Genomic DNA, 20328 nt, shown 5'->3' on the forward strand with positions numbered 1-20328 from the left:
TGGCTCTCTGGCTCGCGACAGGAACGGACATGGCTCGCATTCTCATCACTTCGGCGCTGCCCTACATCAATGGCATCAAGCATCTGGGGAACCTTGTCGGCTCCATGCTGCCAGCCGATGTCTATGCCCGGTACTGCCGGGCGCGCGGACATGAAGTCGCCTATATCTGCGCAACCGATGAGCATGGCACGCCAGCGGAACTGGCTGCGCGGAAAGCCGGCCAGGATGTCGCCGCCTATTGCGCCGAGCAGCACGAGATCCAGAAGGCGGCCGGCGAGGGCTTTGGGCTTTCCTACAATCACTTTGGCCGCTCTTCGAGCGAGGCCAATCACGAGCTGACCCAGCATTTCGCCGCGCGGCTGGAGGCCGAAGGCTTTATCGAAGAGCGCACCGACCGGCAGGTCTATTCGCCTACGGATGGACGCTTCCTGCCGGACCGCTATGTCGAGGGCACCTGTCCCAATTGCGGTTTTGAGAAAGCGCGCGGCGACCAGTGTGATAATTGCGGCAAGCTGCTCGATCCGACTGACCTGATTGATCCTTATTCCGCCGTGTCCGGCGCAAAGGATATCGAGGTGCGGGACACGCGGCATCTCTATCTGCTGCAGTCGAAACTCGAGGGCGAAGTGCGCGCCTGGGTCGACAGCCACCCTGACTGGCCGCTGCTGACCCGGTCCATCGCCAAAAAATGGCTAGATGAGGGTCTGCGTGATCGGGCCATCACACGCGATCTCGAATGGGGTGTGCCCGTCAATCGCGAAGGCTTCGAGAACAAAGTTTTCTATGTCTGGTTCGATGCGCCCATCGAATATATCGCCGCGACGAAAGAATGGGACGCAGGTGGCTGGGAGCGTTGGTGGCGCACCGATCAGGGGGCGGATGATACCCGCTATGTCCAGTTCATGGGCAAGGACAATGTCGCCTTCCACACTGTCTCTTTCCCCTGCACCCAGATCGGCAGCCGGGAGCCGTGGAAGAAAGTCGATACGCTGAAAAGCCTGAACTGGCTGACATGGTACGGGGGTAAGTTTTCGACTTCTGAAGGCCGCGGCATCTTCATGGATGCAGCACTCGAAATCATGCCCGCCGATGCGTGGCGCTGGTATCTGATGGCCAATGCCCCCGAAAGCGATGACACCGCCTTCACGCTCGAGAATTTTGCCGGTGCGGTGAACAAGGATCTCGCCGATGTCTTGGGTAATCTCGTCAATCGGGTGACGCGGTTTAATGCGTCACGCTTTGAAGGCGTCGTGCCTGATGGCGGAACGGTCGGCGAAACCGAAGAAGCGCTTTATACGGAGCTTGATCGTCGCATTGAGGCCTATACCGGCCATCTTGAAGCGATTGATTTCCGCAAGGCCTTTGCTGAGCTGCGCGCGATCTGGGTCTCGGGGAATGAATATCTTCAGGTTGCCGCGCCTTGGACGGCCTTCAAGACCGATCCGGAGAAGGCAGCAGTCGGCGTGCGCACCGCGCTCAACCTGATCCAGCTGATTGCCGAGCTGTCCGCGCCGGTGATTCCGTTCACGGCTGCGAAAATCCTCTCGATTTTCGGCCGCGAAGGCGAAGAGGCCCCGGCATGGCCCGAAGGGAAAGCCCAGGATCTGCTCTCACGGCTTGGAGTCGGGATGCCGATTGAAGCTCCGGATGTTCTCTTCAAGAAGGTCGAAGATGAAGATCTTGCCGCTTGGTCAGAGCGATTCGGCGCACCCAAAGACGCCTGATTCGGTCCGGCGCAGAGTTTCGGACATGAAAAAACCCGCCGGCTTGAACCGGCGGGTTTCTTGTATCTAACGGTTAAGTGTGCGGCTTAGCGCTGCACAACCGATTTGACACCGTGAATGACGGCAACGCCAACCAGCATGACGGCGTAGTAGCCGACGAGCGTTTTGACGGTCATCGCCATCAGCTCCATCCAGCTTTCTTTGCCTTCAGCATCCCAGTTGGACCATGCGAAACGGTTTTCGTTGTCCAGCACGTCCCAGAGGAACAGCGCGAGTGCGACAAGCAGCAAGCCTTGGCCGGCACGGCCAAAAACGCTTGTCCATTTCGGCATGGTCAGGCCAACGGCCAGCGCCGCAACAGCCATGATCCCCAGAACGACCCAGTCCTTGCTGGAAACGACAGATTCTACCGAACCAGACAGGTCCGACCAGATTTGTTCAAACATGTGATAACCCCACAGAATTGATACCCTCGAGTCTCTCTTAACAAATTCTTAAGGCTCGTGCACCCCGTTTCGGTGGAATTATTGCGACATCTCACTGGTGTTGTGCGGCGCAATATATCGTGTCATTTTAGTGCTCAGTGGACGGCACGCGTTCTGCGCGGTCAGGCAATGACGTCCTTGCGCTGATCGTCCATGCCCATGGAAAGGATCAGCGGGTCTTCTTTCTGGCGAGCGATGAAGTCCGCCTTCGAGGTCAGGCCGCCCCATTCGCATTCGATCATGGCTTGCGCTGTTGCGCCGCCAAGCGTCGTACCCGGACCAAGCAGGATCACGACATCGGGCGCAAATTCATGCAGTCCTGTGATCACCGCGCGGGTGAAGTCATAGGTCTGCGTGACCTGCTCTCCGAACGTATAGTCCCACAGCGTCTCAATCGGGGTCGCCTTCGACAGCCAGACATGGCCGCGTCCATCGATCATGGGTGTTTCAGGCTGGCCGAAAAGAGAAGGCGGCAGCGCCGATTTTCCCCGTGCGGAGTTTCCTTCTAGCAGCGGGGTATGAAATGCCGCATGATTGGCGAGCCGCATCGGGTAGCGGTCCTGAATGAGGGGTAGGCGGCTTTCCGCTTCCTTCAGCGCGAGCTCCATGCCTGCCAGCACCAGCATCCCGCCGAGCCGGATCGAGACATGCAGGTCCGGGATGTCTTTGACGAGAGCGAGGAGTTCCTCCCGCTTGCCGGGTATCTCCCGCCAGTCGCCATCCACGAAAGGATAGATCAGCTGACCGCCGATCAGATCCTCCTGCATGATCGTGCCCATGGTGTTGACGACCTCAAACCCCTGATCGCCATCAAGCGCGCCGCCGCAGGCAAGGGCGGTGTACCAGCCCATGGAATTACCAGTAACGGCAACAATGTCGAAGGCCTCCCGGTCAATCGCCAGATAATCCGCATAGGAACAGGCATAGATGAGCCCTGAGGCGTTATCGCCGCGAGTGAACTTCGACAGCGTGAATCGCTCGGCGCCATCAAGTTCTGCAAGGCTCGTCTGGTCGCGTTCAGCGCGCTGGGCATCAAAACCCGAGAGCAGGTTGAGGCGGCTCTCATGGTGGTGGTGGAAATAGCCAAGTTCAGCGGCGTTATAGACCCCGCGGCCGGGCGCAACGACGAGAGCAGTGCGTTTCGTCTTGCTCATTTCGCGTCTCCCTTGGCCAGCGCGAGGGCGGCAGAAATGATGCCGTCGCGGTCAGGCATGGTCGCGCCATAGGCGGGACCGGTCGCGATATAGCTGTCGGTGGCGACCAGCCGGGCGGTCGCAAGGTCTGTTTCTTCTTTCAGCAGCGTGGTGAGGGCTTCGCTGTGCGAGCCCTGCTCGCGGCATTCGTCAACGATCAGTACACGGTTGTGACCTTTGAGCGCGTCGAGCAAGCTGTCTTTCGGCAGGGGCGAGAGCCAGCGCAGATCGATGACGGTTGCAGCAATGCCGTGCTCGTCTTGAAGGACTTTCTGCGCCTGCTGCGAGAGATAGGTGCCGTTCGCAAAACTGACGATAGCGAGGTCCTTGCCCTCGCCGTGCACGCCCACCTCACTAAGACCGATGATGTCGGTACTGTCAGGCGCCGGATAATCAAACATCCATCCGCCATCGCCCTTTTCGTGAAGGTCACGGACCATATAAAGCGCGATGGGCTCGAGGAAGACGACGAGACGCTGCTCTTCCCGTGCGAGCCGCACGCATTCCCTTAGCATCAGGACGGCATCGCGGCCATTGGACGGGCAGGCAAGGATAAGGCCGGGGATATCCCGGATCGCGGCAACTGTGTTCTCATTGTGGAAGTGCCCGCCGAAGCCCCGCTGATAGCCGAGCCCGGCAATGCGGATGACCATGGGGTTCGTGAACTGACCATTCGAGAAGAAGGAGAGGCTCGCGGCTTCCGCGCGGAGCTGGTCGATGGCGTTGTGCAGATAGGCGAGGAACTGGATCTCCGGCATCGGTAACAGGCCATTATGCGCCATGCCGATGCCAAGCCCGAGGATCGACTGCTCATCAAGCAGGGTATCGATCACCCGTGTGCGGCCGAAGCGGTCCTGCAGGCGTTGGGTGACGCCATAGACGCCGCCCTTTTTGCCAACATCTTCCCCGGCAAGGACGATTTCCTCATGGGCGAGCATGAGGTCCGTCATCGCCAGATTGATAAGTTTTGCCATATGCTGCGGCTCACCGAGGGCACGGACATCGCTCTTGCCAAGGAGCTTTTCGCGGTCCGTCTTGCTGGTCTCCCGTGCCGGTGCGCAGGTGCGTCTGGGCGGGATGAGGCTCGCCATGACGTCATCTGCCGTCTTCAGCTTCGGCCGGGCGATGACATGCTCGGCGGCGCGTTCGACACGGGTGCTGACACCGCGATAGGTGGTGAGGATCTCTTCCGCACTCATGATCCCTTCACGGATCAGGCGGGCGGCGGTGGAGAGAAGGGGGTCTTTGGCTTCCTCCGCCTCGATCTGCTTGGCGGACATGTAGGCGGTCTGGGCATCGGCCCCGGCATGACCATAAAGGCGCACGCAGCCCATATGCAGGAAGGCCGGTTTCCTCTGTCTACGGACGTAAGCTGCGGCCTCGGCGGCGACAGCATGAGTCTCGGCGACATCAAGACCGTTACAACGGAAATATTTGAGCGCGGGCCGCGCACGGACCGAGGCTTCGACCCAGCCGCCCGGCGTGCGCGTCGATATGCCGATGCCATTGTCTTCACAAACGAACAAGAGCGGCATGGGCGAATTCTGATAGGCCGACCAGCAGGCGGTGTTGATCGCACCTTGCGCTGTCGAATGGTTGAGCGAGGCATCGCCAAAGCTGACCATGACGATGGAATCATCCGCAAGCTGCTGATGTTCCGGCCTGAGGCGCTCGGCAACCCCGATGGAATAGGCGGCGCCCACCGCTTTGGGCAGATGTGAAGCGATGGTCGATGTCTGGGGCGGAATGAACAGCGTCTTCGAGCCGAGCACCTTGTGTCGCCCGCCAGAGATGGGATCCTCCGCTGACGCTGTAAAGCTGAGCAGCATGTCCCAGAGCGGCGTGCTGCCGGGCACCTGCCGCGAGCGGGCGATCTGGAAGGCGGCATCCCGGTAATGAAGGAACGCCATGTCATCAGGCCGCAGCGCACAGGCAATCCCGGCATTCCCTTCGTGCCCGGAGGAGCCGATCGTGTAGAACCCTTCGCCGCGGGCCTGCAGCTTGCGGGACATGCGGTCGAGATGCCGGCTGAGAAGCTGGATATGGAAGAGCTCAACCAGCTCTTCTTTTGTCAGCCCGGCTTCTGCGAGGCCGAAATTGTTTGCCGAGGCGGGAAGCTCTCCCGCCTCGATGCGGTTCAGGAAATTCGTGTGGACGATTTCCGCGCGGTCAGTGAGGGTGCTCAAAAGAAGGCCTGCAGACCAGTCTGGGCACGGCCCAGAATCAGGGCGTGCACGTCATGGGCCCCTTCATAGGTGTTGACGGTTTCAAGATTCATCAGGTGACGCATCACCTGGAATTCCTCCGAAATACCATTGCCGCCATGCATGTCGCGGGCGAGACGGGCTATGTCGAGCGCCTTGCCGCAATTGTTCCGCTTGATGAGGGAAATCATTTCCGGCGCGGCATTCGCCTCATCCATCAGGCGGCCAACGCGTAAAGCGGCCTGCAGCCCGAGCGTGATGTCGGTCTGCATGTCGGCGAGTTTCTTCTGATAGAGCTGTGTCTGGGCGAGGGGTTTGTTGAACTGCTTGCGGTCAAGGCCGTATTGGCGAGCCGCGTGCCAGCAGAATTCTGCGGCGCCCATTGCGCCCCAGGCAATGCCGTAGCGCGCGCGATTAAGACAGCCGAAGGGACCTTTCAGTCCCTGTACGTTCGGCAGAAGCGCGTCTTCGCCGACCTCGACGCCGTCCATGACGATCTCACCGGTAACTGAGGCGCGGAGCGAAAGCTTGCCGCCGATCTTCGGGGCGGAGAGACCCTTCATGCCTTTTTCAAGGACGAAGCCTCGGATCTTGCCGTCATGCGCGTCGGACTTTGCCCAGACGACAAAGACATCCGCAATCGGAGAATTGGTGATCCACATTTTGGAGCCCGACAGCCGGTAGCCGCCATCGATCTTCTCGGCGCGGGTTTTCATCCCGGCGGGGTCGGAGCCTGCATCGGGTTCGGTCAGGCCGAAACAGCCTATCAGCGTGCCGCTCGACAGGCCGGGGAGGTATTTCCTGCGCTGCTCTTCCGAGCCGTACGCATAGATCGGATACATGACGAGTGAGGACTGCACCGACATCATTGAGCGGTAGCCTGAATCGATCCGCTCGATCTCGCGGGCAACCAGTCCGTAGGCGACATAACCGGCACCGGCGCCGCCATATTCTTCGGGCAGGGTGACGCCGAGAAGGCCCGTCTCGCCCATCAGGGGGAATAGGCCCGCATCGACGGTTTCATCGGAGAAGGCGTTGATGACGCGCGGCGCGAGCGTATCTTTCGCAAAGCCCGCAGCCGTGTCACGGATCAGTCGTTCCTCATCGGTCAACTGGTCTTCGAGCCGGAACGGATCGTCCCAGTTAAAGGTGCTGAGATCGGGGCGGTCCTTTTCCTTCAGGGCCGGGGTCTCATTGGTGCCATCTGCCATCATCACTCTCCCGTCTTTCGCCGCGCCGGTCGCGCTCCGCGAAAGCTGTCTTTTTGCGTTATTTCGCGTGCTCTTGGAACGGTCTGACGCACAAGCCAACCCCTCTCAAGCGGGCGGTCGCGGCATGCAGATTTCTGGCGCAGGGAAGGGCGCGACTGGCAGAATCGGCTCGAAACCTATTCGGCCTTGCCTGCGCCGCCCATGCCCTCGACCCAGAGCGTCCGGGTCGGATAGGCGAAGTCCGCATTCAGTTCCTCAAACAGCCTGTGGATGCCCAGCAGGATCTCCTGCTTTTCGTCCATGAAGATGTTATACTCAGGGGACTGAACGTAGAAGACCAGCTCGAAGACAATCGCGCTGTCGCCGTAGGTGGCCATATGCGCGCGATCAAAGCGGCAGAGGTCGCGCGGATCGATCAGATCGCGCAGACGGCCGGGCAGGGCCTCCAGCGTCTCGCGGGAGGTCTGATAGGTCACTCCGAGCGAGAGGACGACGCGGCGCTCAGCCATGCGTTTGAAGTTCTGGATCTCATTTGAGAGGAGCGAGTCATTCGAGACGACGAGCTGTTCACCGGAGAGCGCGCGCACCCGCGTTGTCTTGAGGCCGATCCGCTCCACATTCCCCATCAGGCCGTTCCAAACGATGAAGTCACCCTTCACAAAGGGTTTGTCGAGAATGATCGAAAGGCTGGCGAAAAGATCCTTGAAGAGGTTTTGGGCTGCAAGGGCGATGGCGATACCGCCGACCCCGAGACCTGCGATCAGCGCGCCTACATCCTGACCGAGATTCTGCAGGATGGTGATCAGCGCAATGGCGAAAATCGCGAAATTCGCGAAAAGGCCAATCAGGGACTGGGCATTGCGCAACGTGCCTGTGTCTGAGCTGTGCTTCTCCATCATCCCTTCGAGCAGGGCTTTAACGACGACACGTCCCCAGAACGCCCCTTGCAGAACGAAGAGGACCATAAAGCTCGACATCAGGATGGTGTGCCAGCGCTCGCTCAACTCGATGCCGACAAAGGGAATGGTGACCACGAAAGACAGCACAAGGAGGAAAAGGCTGTTCGTTGCGGAGATCAGATGCCCGACAATGTTGCGGAAGGAATTTGCCGGCCGGCTATCGTTCTTGAAAAGCCCGGCGACGATCGCGCGCAGGAAGCGCAAGCCGACGAAAAGCAGGACGGCAGCCGTCGTCCAAATGGCCCAGATCGTGCCATCGGCCATCAGCCATTCAAAAAATTCTGTAACGGACGTCATCATCTGATCGAGCATGTCGAGTCCCATATCGCTGAAACTGCGCTGCGGCCTATCGCGCACTGCGAATTCAAACAACATGATTGCGTCCTGCCCCCTTGCCCGGTCTACAGTGAGGCATAATGCATGCGGGGCAGGTCAGGTTCCCGGCAAATGAGGCTCAGATGACATCGCTCATACTTTCTCCCCGGCTCGAGGCGATGGCGCCTTCCGCGACCATGGCGGTCACGCAGAAGGCGCGGGACCTGAAAGCGCAAGGCCGCGACGTGATCGCACTCTCGGTCGGTGAGCCTGATTTCGACACGCCCGCCCATATTCGCGAAGCGGCGAAACGAGCCATTGATGAAGGCGAGACCCGCTATACGGCTGTCGATGGCACCACAGCGCTAAAAGCTGCAATCGCGCGAAAGTTCAGCCGGGATCACGGGCTCGACTATGCAGATGATGCCATCATGGCAACCAGCGGGGGTAAGTTTCTGATCTTCGCGGCGATGCTGGCGACCCTACGGGAGGGGGATGAGGTCATCATCCCGGCGCCTTACTGGGTCAGCTATCCGGATATTGTCCGGCTCGCGGGCGGGGTGCCGGTGATTGTCGAGACAAAGGCGAGCGAAGGGTTCGTGCCTTCGGCCGAGGCGCTGGAAGCTGTGATCACGGAGAAGACCCGCTGGCTCTTTCTCAACTCACCGAACAATCCGACCGGGGCGGTCATCCCGAAGGCGCGGCTGGCCGAGATCGGCGAGATGCTGCTGCGTCACCCGCATGTCTGGGTGCTGACGGATGATATCTATGAGCATTTATCCTATGGCGAGGCGGTGACGACGCTGCCGGCTGTCGTGCCCGCGCTCAAGGAGCGCACGCTGATCGTCAATGGTGCCTCAAAAGCCTATGCCATGACAGGCTGGCGGCTGGGTTTCGGCGCGGGGCCCGTGCCGCTGATGGCAGCAATGCGTAAGCTGGCCGGGCAGGCGACGTCCAACCCATCCTCGGTGACGCAAGCTGCAGGCGTGGCCGCACTCAATGGCGATCACGGATTTCTCGATGAGTGGCGGTCAGTATTTCAGGCGCGCCGCGATTTAGTCTTCTCAAAGCTCAACGATATGGGGCTCGACTGCCCGACGCCCGGCGGCGCGTTCTATGTCTTTCCGAGCTGCAAATCCGTGCTCGGCAGACAAGGCCCCGGCGGCGAGATCGGCACTGATGGAGATTTCTGCCTGCAGCTTCTCGAAGAGACAGGCGTTGCCGCCGTGCCGGGCACGGCCTTCGGTGCGCCGGGGCATTTCCGCGTCTCTTATGCGACGGATACCGCGGCGCTCGAGACATCGATGGACCGTCTGGCACAGTTTGTCACAGGGCTTGGATAAGCGGCGCGGACTATCGATTTTTCCGATGGGCCCTACTGCCGAAGTCAATTTGAATGCTTCGGTGAGACGCCTATATCCGATTCATCGAATACATGGAGAGGAGCACTACAATGTCTTCTGATATCGCAAAATCTCTCACCCGCGTTCTGGGCAACAGCTATGTTCTTTACGTCAAAACCCACAGCTATCACTGGAATGTGACGGGTCCGAACTTTCACGCCCTGCACAATCTGTTCGAGGAACAGTACCGCCAGATCTGGGCGAGCCTCGATGACATCGCCGAGCGCATCCGCGCTCTTGATGAATATGCGCCGGTCTCGGCCCGCGTGATGGCGGAAGCCGCCAATATCGAGGAATCCGACAATGGCGTGCCGTCCTCGCAGGTCATGCTGAAGAACCTCGTCGCCGACCAGACACTCTGGATCAAAGATGCCGAGGAAGCCCTCGAAGCGGCTTCCGAAGAGGGCGACACCGGCACAGAAGATCTGCTGGCGCCGCTGATTTCCGCGCATGAGAAAATGCGCTGGATGCTGAAAAGCTCGCTGGCGGATTGAGCCGGCAAAAGCGGGAAGGCTTGACTTCCCCGTGAAAAATGAGACGGGCGAAGAGATGACTTCTCTCCGCCCGTTTTTTCTATGTGCGCTTGGCGTTTTCTTCGGCTCAGTCCTTGATGCAACCGTCAAGGCGATCGCGGCCGATACGCCCGTCCTCACGCTGACAGCATGGCGGTTCCTGTTTGGCGCCGTCATCGTGCTCAGCATATATCTGGCTCGGGGCGGCGGTATGCCGACGGCAGCCGCGATCCGGTTTCACACAATGCGGGGGGCGGTCTATTCAATCACCGTCCTGAGCTTTTTCTCGGCCCTGGCGATCCTGCCACTCGCGATGGCAACCGTGATCGGTTTTACCGCCGCGCTGATGGTCGCGCCGGTCGCGCGGCTGATCCTGAAAGAACGGATGAACAGGACAGCAGTACTGGCCGCGCTGATCGGTTTTGCAGGCGTCGCGCTGACCGCGACGGGCTTTGGCGGTACGGAGATTGAGCCTCAGGCGCGGTGGCTCGGGGTTGTCTTCGCGCTCGTGGCCGCTGTGACTTACGCGATGACGCTCGTCCTGATCCGGTTACGGGCGCAGACCGAGGATTCGGTGACCATCGTCATGTTCTCGAATGTCGTTGCGGCAGTGTTCACATGGATTGTGCTGATCGGTGCGGCGCTGGTCATGAGGGACGGCCCGCCGGTCTGGCCGGGAGCGGCAGGTCTGCCGGCCCTCGGATTGCTCGCGGTGATCGGTGTTTCTGTCTGGCTACTGATGACCTTTGCCTATTCGAGCGCGGAAGCCGGAAGGCTCGCGCCATTCGAATATACAGCGCTCGTCTGGAGCGCGTTGTTCGGCGCATTCTTTTTCGGGGAGGTGCCGGGATTGCGGCTCTATGCAGGGGCGGCGATCATCATCGGGGCCTGCCTGCTGGTCGCGTTCGAAACGCATTTCACCGCTCGCAGGGAAGCAAGACTCCCCGCGAGCGATATCCTTGAATAGAGGCGCTGTTTAAGACGCGCGTTTGACCTCGATGCCCTGCTCCTGAACCTTGCGGTAGAGGGTCGAGCGGCCAATGCCGAGACGGCGGGCGACTTCCGACATCTGGCCATCATATTTCTCGATCGCCATAGCGATGAGGTCGCGTTCAATTTCAGCCAAATTCCGCAGATGACCTTCCTGATCAAGCAGGTGGACGGCTTCGCTCGGCTGATAGCCGACCGGTTCGTCTTCCTGCATCGTATCGTGCACAGGCGGCGTCTCGAAAGTTTCTTCCATCTCGAAGGCGTCGTCTTCATGCGGCGGCGGAACGTCAGTGACACCTGCCGCTTCGAACTGGGCCGAGAGCATCGGGAAATCATTCGGCGTCAGCCATACCCCGTCAGAAAGAACAACGGCCCGGAAGACCGTGTTCTCAAGCTGGCGGACATTGCCCGGCCAGTCATAAGCGGTCAGCACTTCCATTACCTGATGCTGCATGCCGCGGACCTTGCGGCCTTCGGAAGCATTATAGTGCTCAATGAAATGCTTGATCAGCGCAGGGACGTCTTCGCGGCGCGCGCGCAGGGGCGGCGTTTCAATCGGGAAGACGTTGAGGCGGTAGAAGAGGTCTTCACGGAACCGGCCCGCCCGAACTTCCTCTTCAAGGTTCCGGTTGGTCGCAGAGATCACGCGGACATCGACCTTGACGGGTTTCTTGGCGCCGACCGGATCAACTTCTCCTTCCTGCAGGACGCGGAGGAGTTTGACTTGGGCTTCAAGTGGCAGCTCACCGACCTCATCGAGGAAGATCGTGCCGCCATTGGCTTCCTGGAACTTGCCGGCATGTTTGCCGACAGCGCCCGTAAAGGCGCCTTTCTCATGGCCAAAGAGGACGCTCTCAACGAGATTTTCGGGCAGGGCACCGCAGTTGACTGTGACGAACGATTGGCCGGCGCGGTCAGATTCGCCCTGAATTGCGCGGGCGATCATTTCCTTGCCCGTCCCACTTTCGCCAGTGATCAGGATCGGGATGTTCGACGTCGCAGCCCGCTCGCCCATCTTGGCAACGGCTTTGAGGGCAGGGCTGTCACCGATGAGGTCGGAGAAGTTCATCGTGCCGTCATTCTTCATCCGCAGGCGGCGGACTTCACCGCGCAGCGTTTTGACTTCCAGCACCTGTTTAAGGGAGACGATAACCCGTTCGGGGCTGGCCGGTTTGACGAAGAAGTCATTGGCGCCCGCCTGCATCGCCTCGACCACCGTGTCGATTGAGCCCTTGCCCGTCAGGACGATGACGGGAAGATCCTCGCGGAAACGGCGAAGCTCTTCAAGGGTTTCAAGGCCCGACATGTTCGGCATCATCAAATCAAGGAGCATGACCCCGACAGATGCGCCTTCTGAGCTGCGCAGCAGGTCGATCGCATGCTGGCCGTCTGGCGCAGTGGCGACGAAATAGCCCGCACGCTCACACACACCCTGCATCAGGCGGCGGTGGACGGGGTCGTCATCAACGATCAGGACGGTTTGCGGCATCGGAATTTCCCTTGGCAGAATAAGCAACTGAGGCCCTATGCCTAACGCCTTGCGGTAAATATGCGGTGAAACCGTCCCGAAATGATGCGCCTTTAAGTTAGGGGAGTTGAAATTGTTGAACTTGTCGCCGAGCAGATTATGACTATGCGCAAATTCGATTGAGCTGAGGAGCAGCCCCCAATGTCCACGCCTGAGAGCACCGCCTCCCATTATCCCTCTGACAATCACCGCAAGATGTATAAGGGCATGATGTCCTTTGGCTTTGGTGTCGGCCTGCCGGTCGGCGGGGCGATTGCCATGTTTGTGGCCCTGCTTCTACTGGATGCCGGCATTTTCGTGTCGTTATTTCTGTCCTTCCTGACATGGCTTGGTCTTTACGGGATCTCCAAGTCCTTCTTCATGCACTAGCATCCCGTATACGCGATTTTCTGCTGTTTCCCCCTCGCCGCACGCGAGCGACTCCGGTAAGCCCCCTCGGCATTTGCCTGTTTCTGCCGGAGGAAGCCCATGAAAATTGCCGTTCTCAAGGCCAAAAAGGATCCGCGGGTCGGGGCCACGCCTGAAACGGTGAAGAAGCTCGCGGCCCTCGGCGCGGAGGTCTCAATCGAGACCGGCGCCGGTGAGGCTGCCGGTTTCTCCGATGCCGCCTATCAGGAGATGGGGGCCTCGACCGGTGAAGCCGAGAGCGTTCTTTCCGGGGCGGATATCGTCGTCGTTTCTTCCCCGCCGGGTAAATCCAAACTCGCCAGCATGGGCCGCGGCGCCAAACTGATCGGTCTTCTCGATCCGTGGGAAGAGCAGGAGCGGCTGGCGGACTATGCCGGGGCCGGTGTCGATGCCTTTGCCATGGAGCTGTTGCCGCGGATCACGCGGGCGCAGTCGATGGATGTGCTCTCCAGCCAGGCAAACCTTGCCGGCTACAAGGCAGTGGTCGATGCGGCACATGAATATGGCCGCGCCTTTCCGATGATGATGACGGCCGCAGGTACGGTCGCGCCGGCGAAAGTATTCGTCATGGGGGCAGGCGTTGCGGGCCTTCAGGCGATTGCGACCGCCAAACGCCTTGGCGCTGTGGTCTCCGCTACCGATGTCCGCGCAGCGGCCGGTGAGCAGGTAGAGAGCCTCGGCGGCACTTTCATCTTCGTGAAAGAAGCGATGGAAGAGGGCGAGGGCAAAGGCGGCTACGCCAAGGAGCTGACGCCCGAGCAGCAGCAGGCCCAGAAAGATCTCGTCGCTGAGCATCTGAAGAAAATGGACATCGTCATCACGACGGCGCTGATCCCCGGCCGCCCGGCACCGAAACTGCTGACGACAGAGATGGTGACGTCGATGCGCCCCGGCGGCGTGGTCGTCGACTTGGCCGCCCCTCGCGGCGGCAATGTTGAGGGCGGTGACGGCGAAGAAGCCTTCACGCTCGGGGCGACGAAAGTCCTTGCGCCGAAGAATATCCTTGCTGGCCTGCCCGGCGAAGCCAGCAATCTTTATGCCCGGAACCTCCTCAATTTCATCACCCTGATCACCGACAAAGAAGAAAAACAGGTCGCGGTCGATTGGGAGGATGAGATCGTCCGCGGGATCGCACTGACCCGCGACGGGCAGATCGTGCACGAACAGTTTGGCGGCAGTCCACCGATTCAAAGTCTTCCCGTTGAGGAAGTCGCTGAGGATTCCGAGCCAGAAATCATCGATGAAGGGGATGCCTGATCATGGCCTTTCAGGAAGAAGAACAAGTCGCTGAACACCTCACCGGCAAGGAAGCTGCCGAACAGGCGAAGATTGCCGCGGAGGAACTCCGTCAGGCATCTGAAACCCTGAACGATGCTGCGATGCAGGCCGAAGAGGCGAGCCGTCAGGTTCATGACCTCGTCTCGCCGCTCGAAGCACTCGCCTCGCAGGCGCATGTCTCCGAATGGGTGTTCCTTGGGGCGATCTTCGTCCTTGCGGTTTTCGTCGGCTATTATGTCGTCTGGTCGGTAACCCCGGCGCTTCACACGCCGCTGATGTCGGTTACCAATGCGATTTCCTCCGTGGTCATCGTTGGCGCGCTGATCGCGGTCGGCGCGGATATCACCCAGAGCCCGACCGGCACGTTGAGCCGCTTTCTGGGCATTGTCGGGGTGGCGCTGGCCAGCGTGAACATATTTGGTGGCTTCCTCGTGACCCAGCGAATGCTGGCCATGTATAAAAAGAAGGGGAGCTAAGCCCCTATGAATAACGATCTCACCGCCATTCTCTATATCGTCGCCGGTATCTTCTTCATCCTGGCGCTCCGTGGGCTGAGCAGCCCGGTCACAGCCCGGGGCGGTAATCGTTTCGGCATGATCGGCATGGGCATTGCGATCTTTGCGACCCTGTTCTCGAGCCGTTTCCTTGGCGATGCCGGCCTTGGCGGCTGGTTCTGGGTGATTGTCGCAGTCGTGGCAGGTGCCATCCCCGGGGCGATTATCGCCCGGCGAGTCGCGATGACCTCGATGCCGCAGCTTGTGGCTTTTTTCCATGCGCTGGTTGGCCTTGCCGCCGTGCTGATTGCGTGGTCGGCCTTCCTTGCGCCGCGCGCCTACGGCATTGGTGAGCCCGGCGCGATTGAGGGCAGGGCCATTGTCGAGATGGCGCTCGGTGTTTTCATCGGTGCCGTGACCTTCTCAGGCTCGCTCATAGCCTTTGCCAAGCTCGATGGCCGCATGTCGGGCAAGCCGATCCTGTTGCCCGCCCGGCACCTCATTAATATCGGCCTTGCCGTTGCCTCACTGGTGCTGGTTATCATGCTGGTCTCAGGCGCGCAGAGCCCGATGCTGTTCCTCCTCCTGACCCTGATCGCGATTGCGCTCGGCTTCCTCCTGATCATTCCGATCGGCGGGGCGGACATGCCGGTGGTCGTCTCCATGCTGAACTCCTATTCGGGCTGGGCGGCTGCCGGGATTGGCTTCACGCTCGAGAATATGGCGTTGATCATCACCGGGGCGCTGGTCGGCTCCTCTGGGGCGATCCTCAGCTACATCATGTGCAAGGCGATGAACCGCAGCTTCATCTCGGTGATCCTTGGTGGCTTTGGCGGCGATGATGCCGCCGCCGCTGGCGGGGATGGCGAAGAGCGCCCGGTCAAACAGGGTAGTGCGGATGATGCGGCTTTCATCATGAAGAATGCCGGCAAAGTCATCATCGTGCCCGGCTACGGGATGGCAGTCGCGCAGGCCCAGCACGCGCTTCGCGAGATGGCCGACCTCCTCAAACATGAGGGCGTCGATGTGAAATATGCGATCCACCCAGTCGCGGGTCGGATGCCGGGGCACATGAACGTCCTCCTTGCCGAGGCGAATGTGCCCTATGATGAGGTGTTCGAGCTTGAGGACATCAACTCGGAATTCTCGACCGCCGATGTCGCCTTCGTGATCGGCGCCAATGACGTTACCAACCCGGCGGCGAAGACCGACAAGACCTCCGCGATTTACGGCATGCCGATCCTTGATGTCGAAAATGCCGGCACGGTCCTCTTCGTCAAGCGGGGGATGTCGTCAGGCTATGCAGGTGTACAGAACGAGCTCTTCTTCCGTGACAACACGATGATGCTGTTCGGCGATGCCAAGAAAATGTGCGAGGACATCGTCAAAGCGATGGATTGACGTCAGTGATGGTGGTGATGCGGCTCAGTGTTCAGGCTGCCGCATTTGCCGCATTTGACGACAACGCCATGGGCATCGTGATGGGCGACATTGACGAGGAGTTTCGTCTTGCACCGCCCGCAGCGATAGGTCTCGTCCCCGCCACCCTCGCGCGCCGGAGATCCCGCCGTATGCTGAAGGACATCCGTGCCTTCTACCTGTTTCTCGTCGAGCAGGATCATGTCGAATTGCGGCATTGTGTGGCTCCGTTTATTTTTACGGTGAGAACTATACTGCATGCCGGGAGAGGGCGCATATCAAAATCTCATCCCCGCTTGCTCTGGTTTGCCCATCCCTCCGCACATGCCTGGCCTGGATCAAGTCCGGACTAAACTCCGGCGGGCATCTGGTTTCGGGTGGGGTGGTTGGATTCATCGTTGCGCGCTTTGAAAATGAGAGACCAGCGCCTCAGAGGCAGATCCCCGCCTTCGCGGGGATGAGCGGGTTGAGAGAAGAGCTTGAGATGGCGGAACCTGCGTCCCCTCTCCCCGGAACCGGGGAGAGGGTCAGGGTGAGGGGCTCTATGGTCAGTGTACACATCCAGCACACCCTCACCCGGCATTGCTGACGCAATGCCGACCTCTCCCTTACCAAGAGAGAGGTGGAGATCGCTTTTATCCCTCCAACCGGGGCGACAGTGTATGAGTGAAAAACGCATGCCCACTATCCCGCGCTCGGCCGAGCGCGCTAACGGAACGAGAAAATCCCTTCCCAATGCGACCACATCTGTAATCTTGTCACAGGCAGGCTTTTCCCTTATCGTGCTTCGATAACACTCCCATCATGGGGATGGGGCGGCTGGGGAGCTGGGAAATGCTTGAAAAACATCAACAACGCGGGAATTCGTCATCGGCGATGCTGATGATCGTCCTGTTCGTCGCGGTCATCGCGGCGGGCGTCTGGGCGGTCTACACCTATGGCGAGGGCCATGTGATCATTGACGGCCGGACCGTCAGCGAGCTCGAGCCTTGGGAGATTATCGGCGGCGTGATCGCCGGGGTCATCGCTCTGATCGTGGGGCTGACCGTTGGGCTGATCGGCCTCATCATCGGGCTTGTCGCCATGGTGATTTCGATCGTTCTCGGCCTGATCGGCGTCATGGCCGGGCTGTTCATCACCATCGGTACACTGCTCGGGCCGTTCCTCCTGCTGGCCGCGATTATCCTCTTGATGCGCCGGAACAAACAGGCAGCAGGCGCCGAAGCCGCATGGTGCCCTGAGCACGGGGCGGACTGCAATGGTCACTGACAGGGCTGCCAGAAACACAAAAAACAAGGGTTGAGGAAACGCCCCAGGGGCAGCCGAAGGCCGGGTTCAGACCTTGAACCCGGCCTTTTTCGTGACCATCTCACAAGCATCAGGGGGTTGCCGATTTCCGGGACTCCCATCTCTTTGATGCTCACCTGAGGTCATGACATGAATTTTGAGAAGTATACCGACCGTGCCAAGGGCATGGTTCAGGCGGCGCAGACAATTGCGATCCGCGACAATCACCAGCAGATCACCCCGCATCACCTGTTAAAGGCGCTGCTCGATGACAGCGAGGGCCTGGCGGCGAACCTTATTCGCCATGCCGGCGGCCAGCCGGCGACGGCGCTGCAGCTGACCGATGCGGCGCTGGCCAAGCTGCCCCGCGTTGAGGGGGCGAATGCTCAAGTCTATATGGCGCAGCCTACCGCCAAGATCTTTCAGCGCTCAGAGGAAATCGCCAAGAAGGCCGGGGACTCTTATGTCACCGCCGAGCGGATGCTTATCGCCCTCGCGATGGAAGGTGAGACAGCAGAGAGCCTGAAGAAAGCCGGCGCCACGCCGCAGAACCTCAACGCCGCCGTCAATGACATCCGCAAAGGCCGGACAGCTGATAATGCATCGGCCGAGCAGGCCTATGATGCGCTGAAACGCTATGCCCGCGACCTGACCGAAGCCGCGCGTGACGGCAAGCTCGACCCGATTATCGGGCGGGATGAGGAAATTCGCCGCGCGATGCAGATCCTGTCGCGCCGTACCAAGAACAATCCGGTCCTCATCGGGGAGCCCGGTGTCGGTAAGACTGCCATCGCCGAAGGGCTCGCTTTGCGCATCGTAAATGGCGATGTGCCCGAGAGCCTGAAGGACAAGCAGCTCCTCGCGCTTGATATGGGCGCGCTGATCGCTGGGGCGAAATATCGTGGCGAATTCGAAGAACGCCTCAAAGCCGTCTTGCAGGAAGTCACTGCTGCGGAAGGGGGGATCATCCTCTTCATTGACGAGATGCACACGCTTGTCGGCGCCGGGAAAACCGATGGCGCAATGGACGCTTCGAACCTTCTGAAGCCTGCGCTGGCGCGCGGGGAGCTTCACTGTATCGGCGCAACGACGCTCGATGAATACCGTAAATATGTTGAGAAGGACGCAGCCCTTGCCCGCAGGTTCCAGGCCGTGATGGTCAGTGAGCCGACGGTCGAGGACACGATCTCGATCCTGCGCGGCCTGAAAGAAAAATATGAGCTGCATCACGGGGTGCGGATCGCCGACTCGGCGATTGTATCCGCCGCAACGCTCAGTAACCGGTATATCACTGACCGTTTTTTGCCCGATAAGGCGATCGACCTTGTTGACGAGGCAGCCTCGCGTCTACGCATGGCGGTTGATTCAAAACCGGAAGAACTCGACGCGCTTGACCGTCAAATCATCCAGATGAAGATCGAGCGCGAGGCGCTGAAAAAAGAAGATGACGCCGCCTCGATAGACCGGCTTGAAAAACTGGAGGCGGACCTTGCCGATCTCGAAGAGAAATCGGCTGAGCTGACGGCCCGCTGGCAGGCAGAAAAAGAGGCGCTGGCGTCGACCACTCAAGTGAAGGAAGCGCTCGACCGCGCGCGTCAGGAACTGGCCGATGCGGAGCGCCGAGGTGATCTCGGCCGGGCGTCTGAAATCAAATACGGCATGATCCCTGATCTTGAGAAAAAGCTCGATGCAGCAGAGAATGCTCAGGACAAGGAAGGTGTCAATTCCGGCCTTGTCCAAGAGGTCGTTGATTCCGAAACCATCGCGCAGGTCGTCTCGAAATGGACCGGCATTCCGGTCGACAAAATGCTCGAGGGCGAGCGCGAAAAGCTCCTCAAGATGGAGGATGTGCTGCATACTCGCGTGATTGGGCAGGACGAGGCGGTGCGCGCCGTCTCAGCTGCCGTGCGCCGGGCGCGGGCAGGGCTTCAGGATCCGAACCGGCCGCTGGGCTCGTTCCTGTTCCTCGGGCCGACCGGGGTCGGGAAAACCGAGCTGACGAAAGCGCTAGCCGCGTTCCTTTTTGATGACGACACCGCGATTGCGCGGATCGACATGTCGGAATTCATGGAGAAACACTCCGTGGCCCGCCTGATCGGTGCGCCTCCCGGTTATGTCGGGTATGAAGAAGGGGGTGTGCTGACCGAAGCGGTTCGGCGCCGACCCTATCAGGTGGTCCTGTTCGATGAGGTAGAAAAGGCGCACCCGGAGGTGTTCAACGTGCTCCTGCAGGTACTCGATGACGGGCGGCTGACCGATGGTCAGGGCCGGGTGGTCGATTTCAAGAACACGATCATCATTCTGACGTCGAACCTCGGCTCTGAACTGATGACGGGTCTCGGCGAGGAAGAGGATGTCGAAAGCGTGCGCGGGCCGGTGATGAATGCCGTGCGGGCGGCGTTCCGGCCGGAATTTCTCAACCGGCTTGATGAGATCATCCTCTTCTCACGGCTCAAGCGGGCGCAAATGGGTGCGATTGTCGATATCCAGATCGCGCGGCTACAGAAACTGCTCAATGACCGGAAGATCCGGATTGGGCTTGATGACGCGGCCCGGCACTGGCTTGCCGAGGCAGGCTATGATCCGGCCTTCGGCGCGCGGCCTCTCAAGCGCGTGATCCAGAAGACGGTGCAAGATCCGTTGGCGGAGCATATTCTGGCCGGAGACATCCATGACGGCGAGGTGCTCCATCTCTCCGCCAATGAGACGGGGCTGACGCTGAATGGCGAGCAGATCACCTCGCGCGATGTCTTCAAGCTGGGCGATGAGCCCGGCGCGTTCAGTCGGTCACAACCGGGAGAAGGTACGCTCCTTAACTGACGGTAATGTTGATCCGCTTACGGATACAATTCGTGACATAATTCCACAAGACAGGGCTGGCGGGAGTGAACATGCTCCCGCCAGCTTTTTATTTGGAG

The 20328-nt window shown here is 60.0% G+C and carries 17 protein-coding genes; 10 read left to right on the top strand and 7 right to left on the bottom strand.

Annotated elements, in window-relative coordinates; all coding sequences use genetic code 11:
- Positions 1–29: 29 nt before the first annotated feature.
- On the top strand, positions 30–1724 hold the full coding sequence (gene metG / locus DX908_RS15125) for a methionine--tRNA ligase (RefSeq protein ID WP_116393325.1): 1695 nt from the start codon (positions 30–32) through the stop codon (positions 1722–1724).
- Between the two features lie 86 nt (positions 1725–1810).
- On the opposite strand, the gene DX908_RS15130 is transcribed toward metG, so the two are convergent.
- The 5 genes from DX908_RS15130 to DX908_RS15150 form a co-directional block, all read right to left on the bottom strand.
- Positions 1811–2170: a hypothetical protein gene (locus tag DX908_RS15130; protein WP_116393326.1), complete on the bottom strand. Its 360-nt coding sequence runs from the start codon at positions 2168–2170 to the stop codon at positions 1811–1813.
- A gap of 161 nt (positions 2171–2331) precedes the next feature.
- Positions 2332–3363: an ACP S-malonyltransferase gene (locus DX908_RS15135; RefSeq protein WP_116393327.1), complete on the bottom strand. Its 1032-nt coding sequence runs from the start codon at positions 3361–3363 to the stop codon at positions 2332–2334.
- On the bottom strand, positions 3360–5588 hold the full coding sequence (locus DX908_RS15140; protein ID WP_116393328.1) for a thiamine pyrophosphate-dependent enzyme: 2229 nt from the start codon (positions 5586–5588) through the stop codon (positions 3360–3362). The genes DX908_RS15135 and DX908_RS15140 overlap by 4 nt, the downstream gene beginning before the upstream one ends.
- Positions 5585–6820: an acyl-CoA dehydrogenase gene (locus DX908_RS15145; RefSeq protein WP_233508741.1), complete on the bottom strand. Its 1236-nt coding sequence runs from the start codon at positions 6818–6820 to the stop codon at positions 5585–5587. Before DX908_RS15145 ends, DX908_RS15140 begins: the two co-directional genes overlap by 4 nt.
- Positions 6821–6993: 173 nt before the next feature.
- On the bottom strand, positions 6994–8151 hold the full coding sequence (locus DX908_RS15150) for a mechanosensitive ion channel family protein (protein WP_116393329.1): 1158 nt from the start codon (positions 8149–8151) through the stop codon (positions 6994–6996).
- A gap of 83 nt (positions 8152–8234) precedes the next feature.
- Here DX908_RS15150 and DX908_RS15155 point away from each other — a divergent pair, with 83 nt between their 5' ends.
- From DX908_RS15155 to DX908_RS15165, 3 genes are all read left to right on the top strand, one after another.
- Entirely contained in the window at positions 8235–9434 is a 1200-nt protein-coding gene (locus DX908_RS15155; RefSeq protein WP_116393489.1) for a pyridoxal phosphate-dependent aminotransferase, read from the top strand.
- 110 nt (positions 9435–9544) lie between these two features.
- Positions 9545–9988, top strand: coding sequence for a Dps family protein (locus DX908_RS15160; RefSeq protein ID WP_116393330.1), 444 nt, complete (start codon positions 9545–9547; stop codon positions 9986–9988).
- A 31-nt stretch (positions 9989–10019) separates the two neighbouring features.
- Positions 10020–10973 carry a DMT family transporter gene (locus tag DX908_RS15165; RefSeq protein WP_116393331.1) on the top strand — a complete coding sequence of 318 codons (954 nt, stop codon included), beginning with the start codon at positions 10020–10022 and terminating at the stop codon, positions 10971–10973.
- A 9-nt stretch (positions 10974–10982) separates the two neighbouring features.
- Here the strand turns inward: DX908_RS15165 and DX908_RS15170 are convergent, their stop codons facing one another.
- Entirely contained in the window at positions 10983–12485 is a 1503-nt protein-coding gene (locus DX908_RS15170) for a sigma-54-dependent transcriptional regulator (protein ID WP_116393332.1), read from the bottom strand.
- 180 nt (positions 12486–12665) lie between these two features.
- Between DX908_RS15170 and DX908_RS15175 the strand changes: the two genes are divergently transcribed.
- From DX908_RS15175 to DX908_RS15190, 4 genes are all read left to right on the top strand, one after another.
- Positions 12666–12893 (top strand): hypothetical protein, encoded by a 228-nt coding sequence (locus DX908_RS15175; RefSeq protein WP_116393333.1) that lies wholly within the window; start codon positions 12666–12668, stop codon positions 12891–12893.
- A 99-nt stretch (positions 12894–12992) separates the two neighbouring features.
- Positions 12993–14189 carry a Re/Si-specific NAD(P)(+) transhydrogenase subunit alpha gene (locus tag DX908_RS15180; RefSeq protein ID WP_116393334.1) on the top strand — a complete coding sequence of 399 codons (1197 nt, stop codon included), beginning with the start codon at positions 12993–12995 and terminating at the stop codon, positions 14187–14189.
- Positions 14190–14191: 2 nt separating this feature from the next.
- Positions 14192–14686, top strand: coding sequence for a proton-translocating transhydrogenase family protein (locus tag DX908_RS16830; RefSeq protein WP_267895873.1), 495 nt, complete (start codon positions 14192–14194; stop codon positions 14684–14686).
- 6 nt (positions 14687–14692) lie between these two features.
- Entirely contained in the window at positions 14693–16105 is a 1413-nt protein-coding gene (locus DX908_RS15190) for an NAD(P)(+) transhydrogenase (Re/Si-specific) subunit beta (RefSeq protein ID WP_116393335.1), read from the top strand.
- Positions 16106–16107: 2 nt separating this feature from the next.
- Here the strand turns inward: DX908_RS15190 and DX908_RS15195 are convergent, their stop codons facing one another.
- Complete coding sequence (locus DX908_RS15195; protein WP_116393336.1) at positions 16108–16341, bottom strand: hypothetical protein; 234 nt, start codon at positions 16339–16341, stop codon at positions 16108–16110.
- 616 nt (positions 16342–16957) lie between these two features.
- Between DX908_RS15195 and DX908_RS15200 the strand changes: the two genes are divergently transcribed.
- Both DX908_RS15200 and clpB read left to right on the top strand, forming a co-directional pair.
- Positions 16958–17392 (top strand): hypothetical protein, encoded by a 435-nt coding sequence (locus DX908_RS15200; protein ID WP_116393337.1) that lies wholly within the window; start codon positions 16958–16960, stop codon positions 17390–17392.
- Positions 17393–17560: 168 nt separating this feature from the next.
- Positions 17561–20230 carry an ATP-dependent chaperone ClpB gene (clpB, locus tag DX908_RS15205; RefSeq protein ID WP_116393338.1) on the top strand — a complete coding sequence of 890 codons (2670 nt, stop codon included), beginning with the start codon at positions 17561–17563 and terminating at the stop codon, positions 20228–20230.
- The last annotated feature ends 98 nt before the right edge of the window (positions 20231–20328 follow it).

This window comes from Parvularcula marina (assembly GCF_003399445.1).
Classification (GTDB): domain Bacteria; phylum Pseudomonadota; class Alphaproteobacteria; order Caulobacterales; family Parvularculaceae; genus Parvularcula; species Parvularcula marina.

Bases quoted from the DNA above. Each gene is read 5' to 3' on its own strand.
- metG (WP_116393325.1), top strand. From the start codon at position 30: ATGGCTCGCATTCTCATCACTTCGGCGCTGCCCTACATCAATGGCATC.
- DX908_RS15130 (WP_116393326.1), bottom strand. From the start codon at position 2,170: ATGTTTGAACAAATCTGGTCGGACCTGTCTGGTTCGGTAGAATCTGTC.
- DX908_RS15135 (WP_116393327.1), bottom strand. From the start codon at position 3,363: ATGAGCAAGACGAAACGCACTGCTCTCGTCGTTGCGCCCGGCCGCGGG.
- DX908_RS15145 (WP_233508741.1), bottom strand. From the start codon at position 6,820: ATGATGGCAGATGGCACCAATGAGACCCCGGCCCTGAAGGAAAAGGAC.
- DX908_RS15150 (WP_116393329.1), bottom strand. From the start codon at position 8,151: ATGTTGTTTGAATTCGCAGTGCGCGATAGGCCGCAGCGCAGTTTCAGC.
- DX908_RS15155 (WP_116393489.1), top strand. From the start codon at position 8,235: ATGACATCGCTCATACTTTCTCCCCGGCTCGAGGCGATGGCGCCTTCC.
- DX908_RS15160 (WP_116393330.1), top strand. From the start codon at position 9,545: ATGTCTTCTGATATCGCAAAATCTCTCACCCGCGTTCTGGGCAACAGC.
- DX908_RS15170 (WP_116393332.1), bottom strand. From the start codon at position 12,485: ATGCCGCAAACCGTCCTGATCGTTGATGACGACCCCGTCCACCGCCGC.
- DX908_RS15175 (WP_116393333.1), top strand. From the start codon at position 12,666: ATGTCCACGCCTGAGAGCACCGCCTCCCATTATCCCTCTGACAATCAC.
- DX908_RS15180 (WP_116393334.1), top strand. From the start codon at position 12,993: ATGAAAATTGCCGTTCTCAAGGCCAAAAAGGATCCGCGGGTCGGGGCC.
- DX908_RS16830 (WP_267895873.1), top strand. From the start codon at position 14,192: ATGGCCTTTCAGGAAGAAGAACAAGTCGCTGAACACCTCACCGGCAAG.
- DX908_RS15190 (WP_116393335.1), top strand. From the start codon at position 14,693: ATGAATAACGATCTCACCGCCATTCTCTATATCGTCGCCGGTATCTTC.
- DX908_RS15195 (WP_116393336.1), bottom strand. From the start codon at position 16,341: ATGCCGCAATTCGACATGATCCTGCTCGACGAGAAACAGGTAGAAGGC.
- DX908_RS15200 (WP_116393337.1), top strand. From the start codon at position 16,958: ATGCTTGAAAAACATCAACAACGCGGGAATTCGTCATCGGCGATGCTG.
- clpB (WP_116393338.1), top strand. From the start codon at position 17,561: ATGAATTTTGAGAAGTATACCGACCGTGCCAAGGGCATGGTTCAGGCG.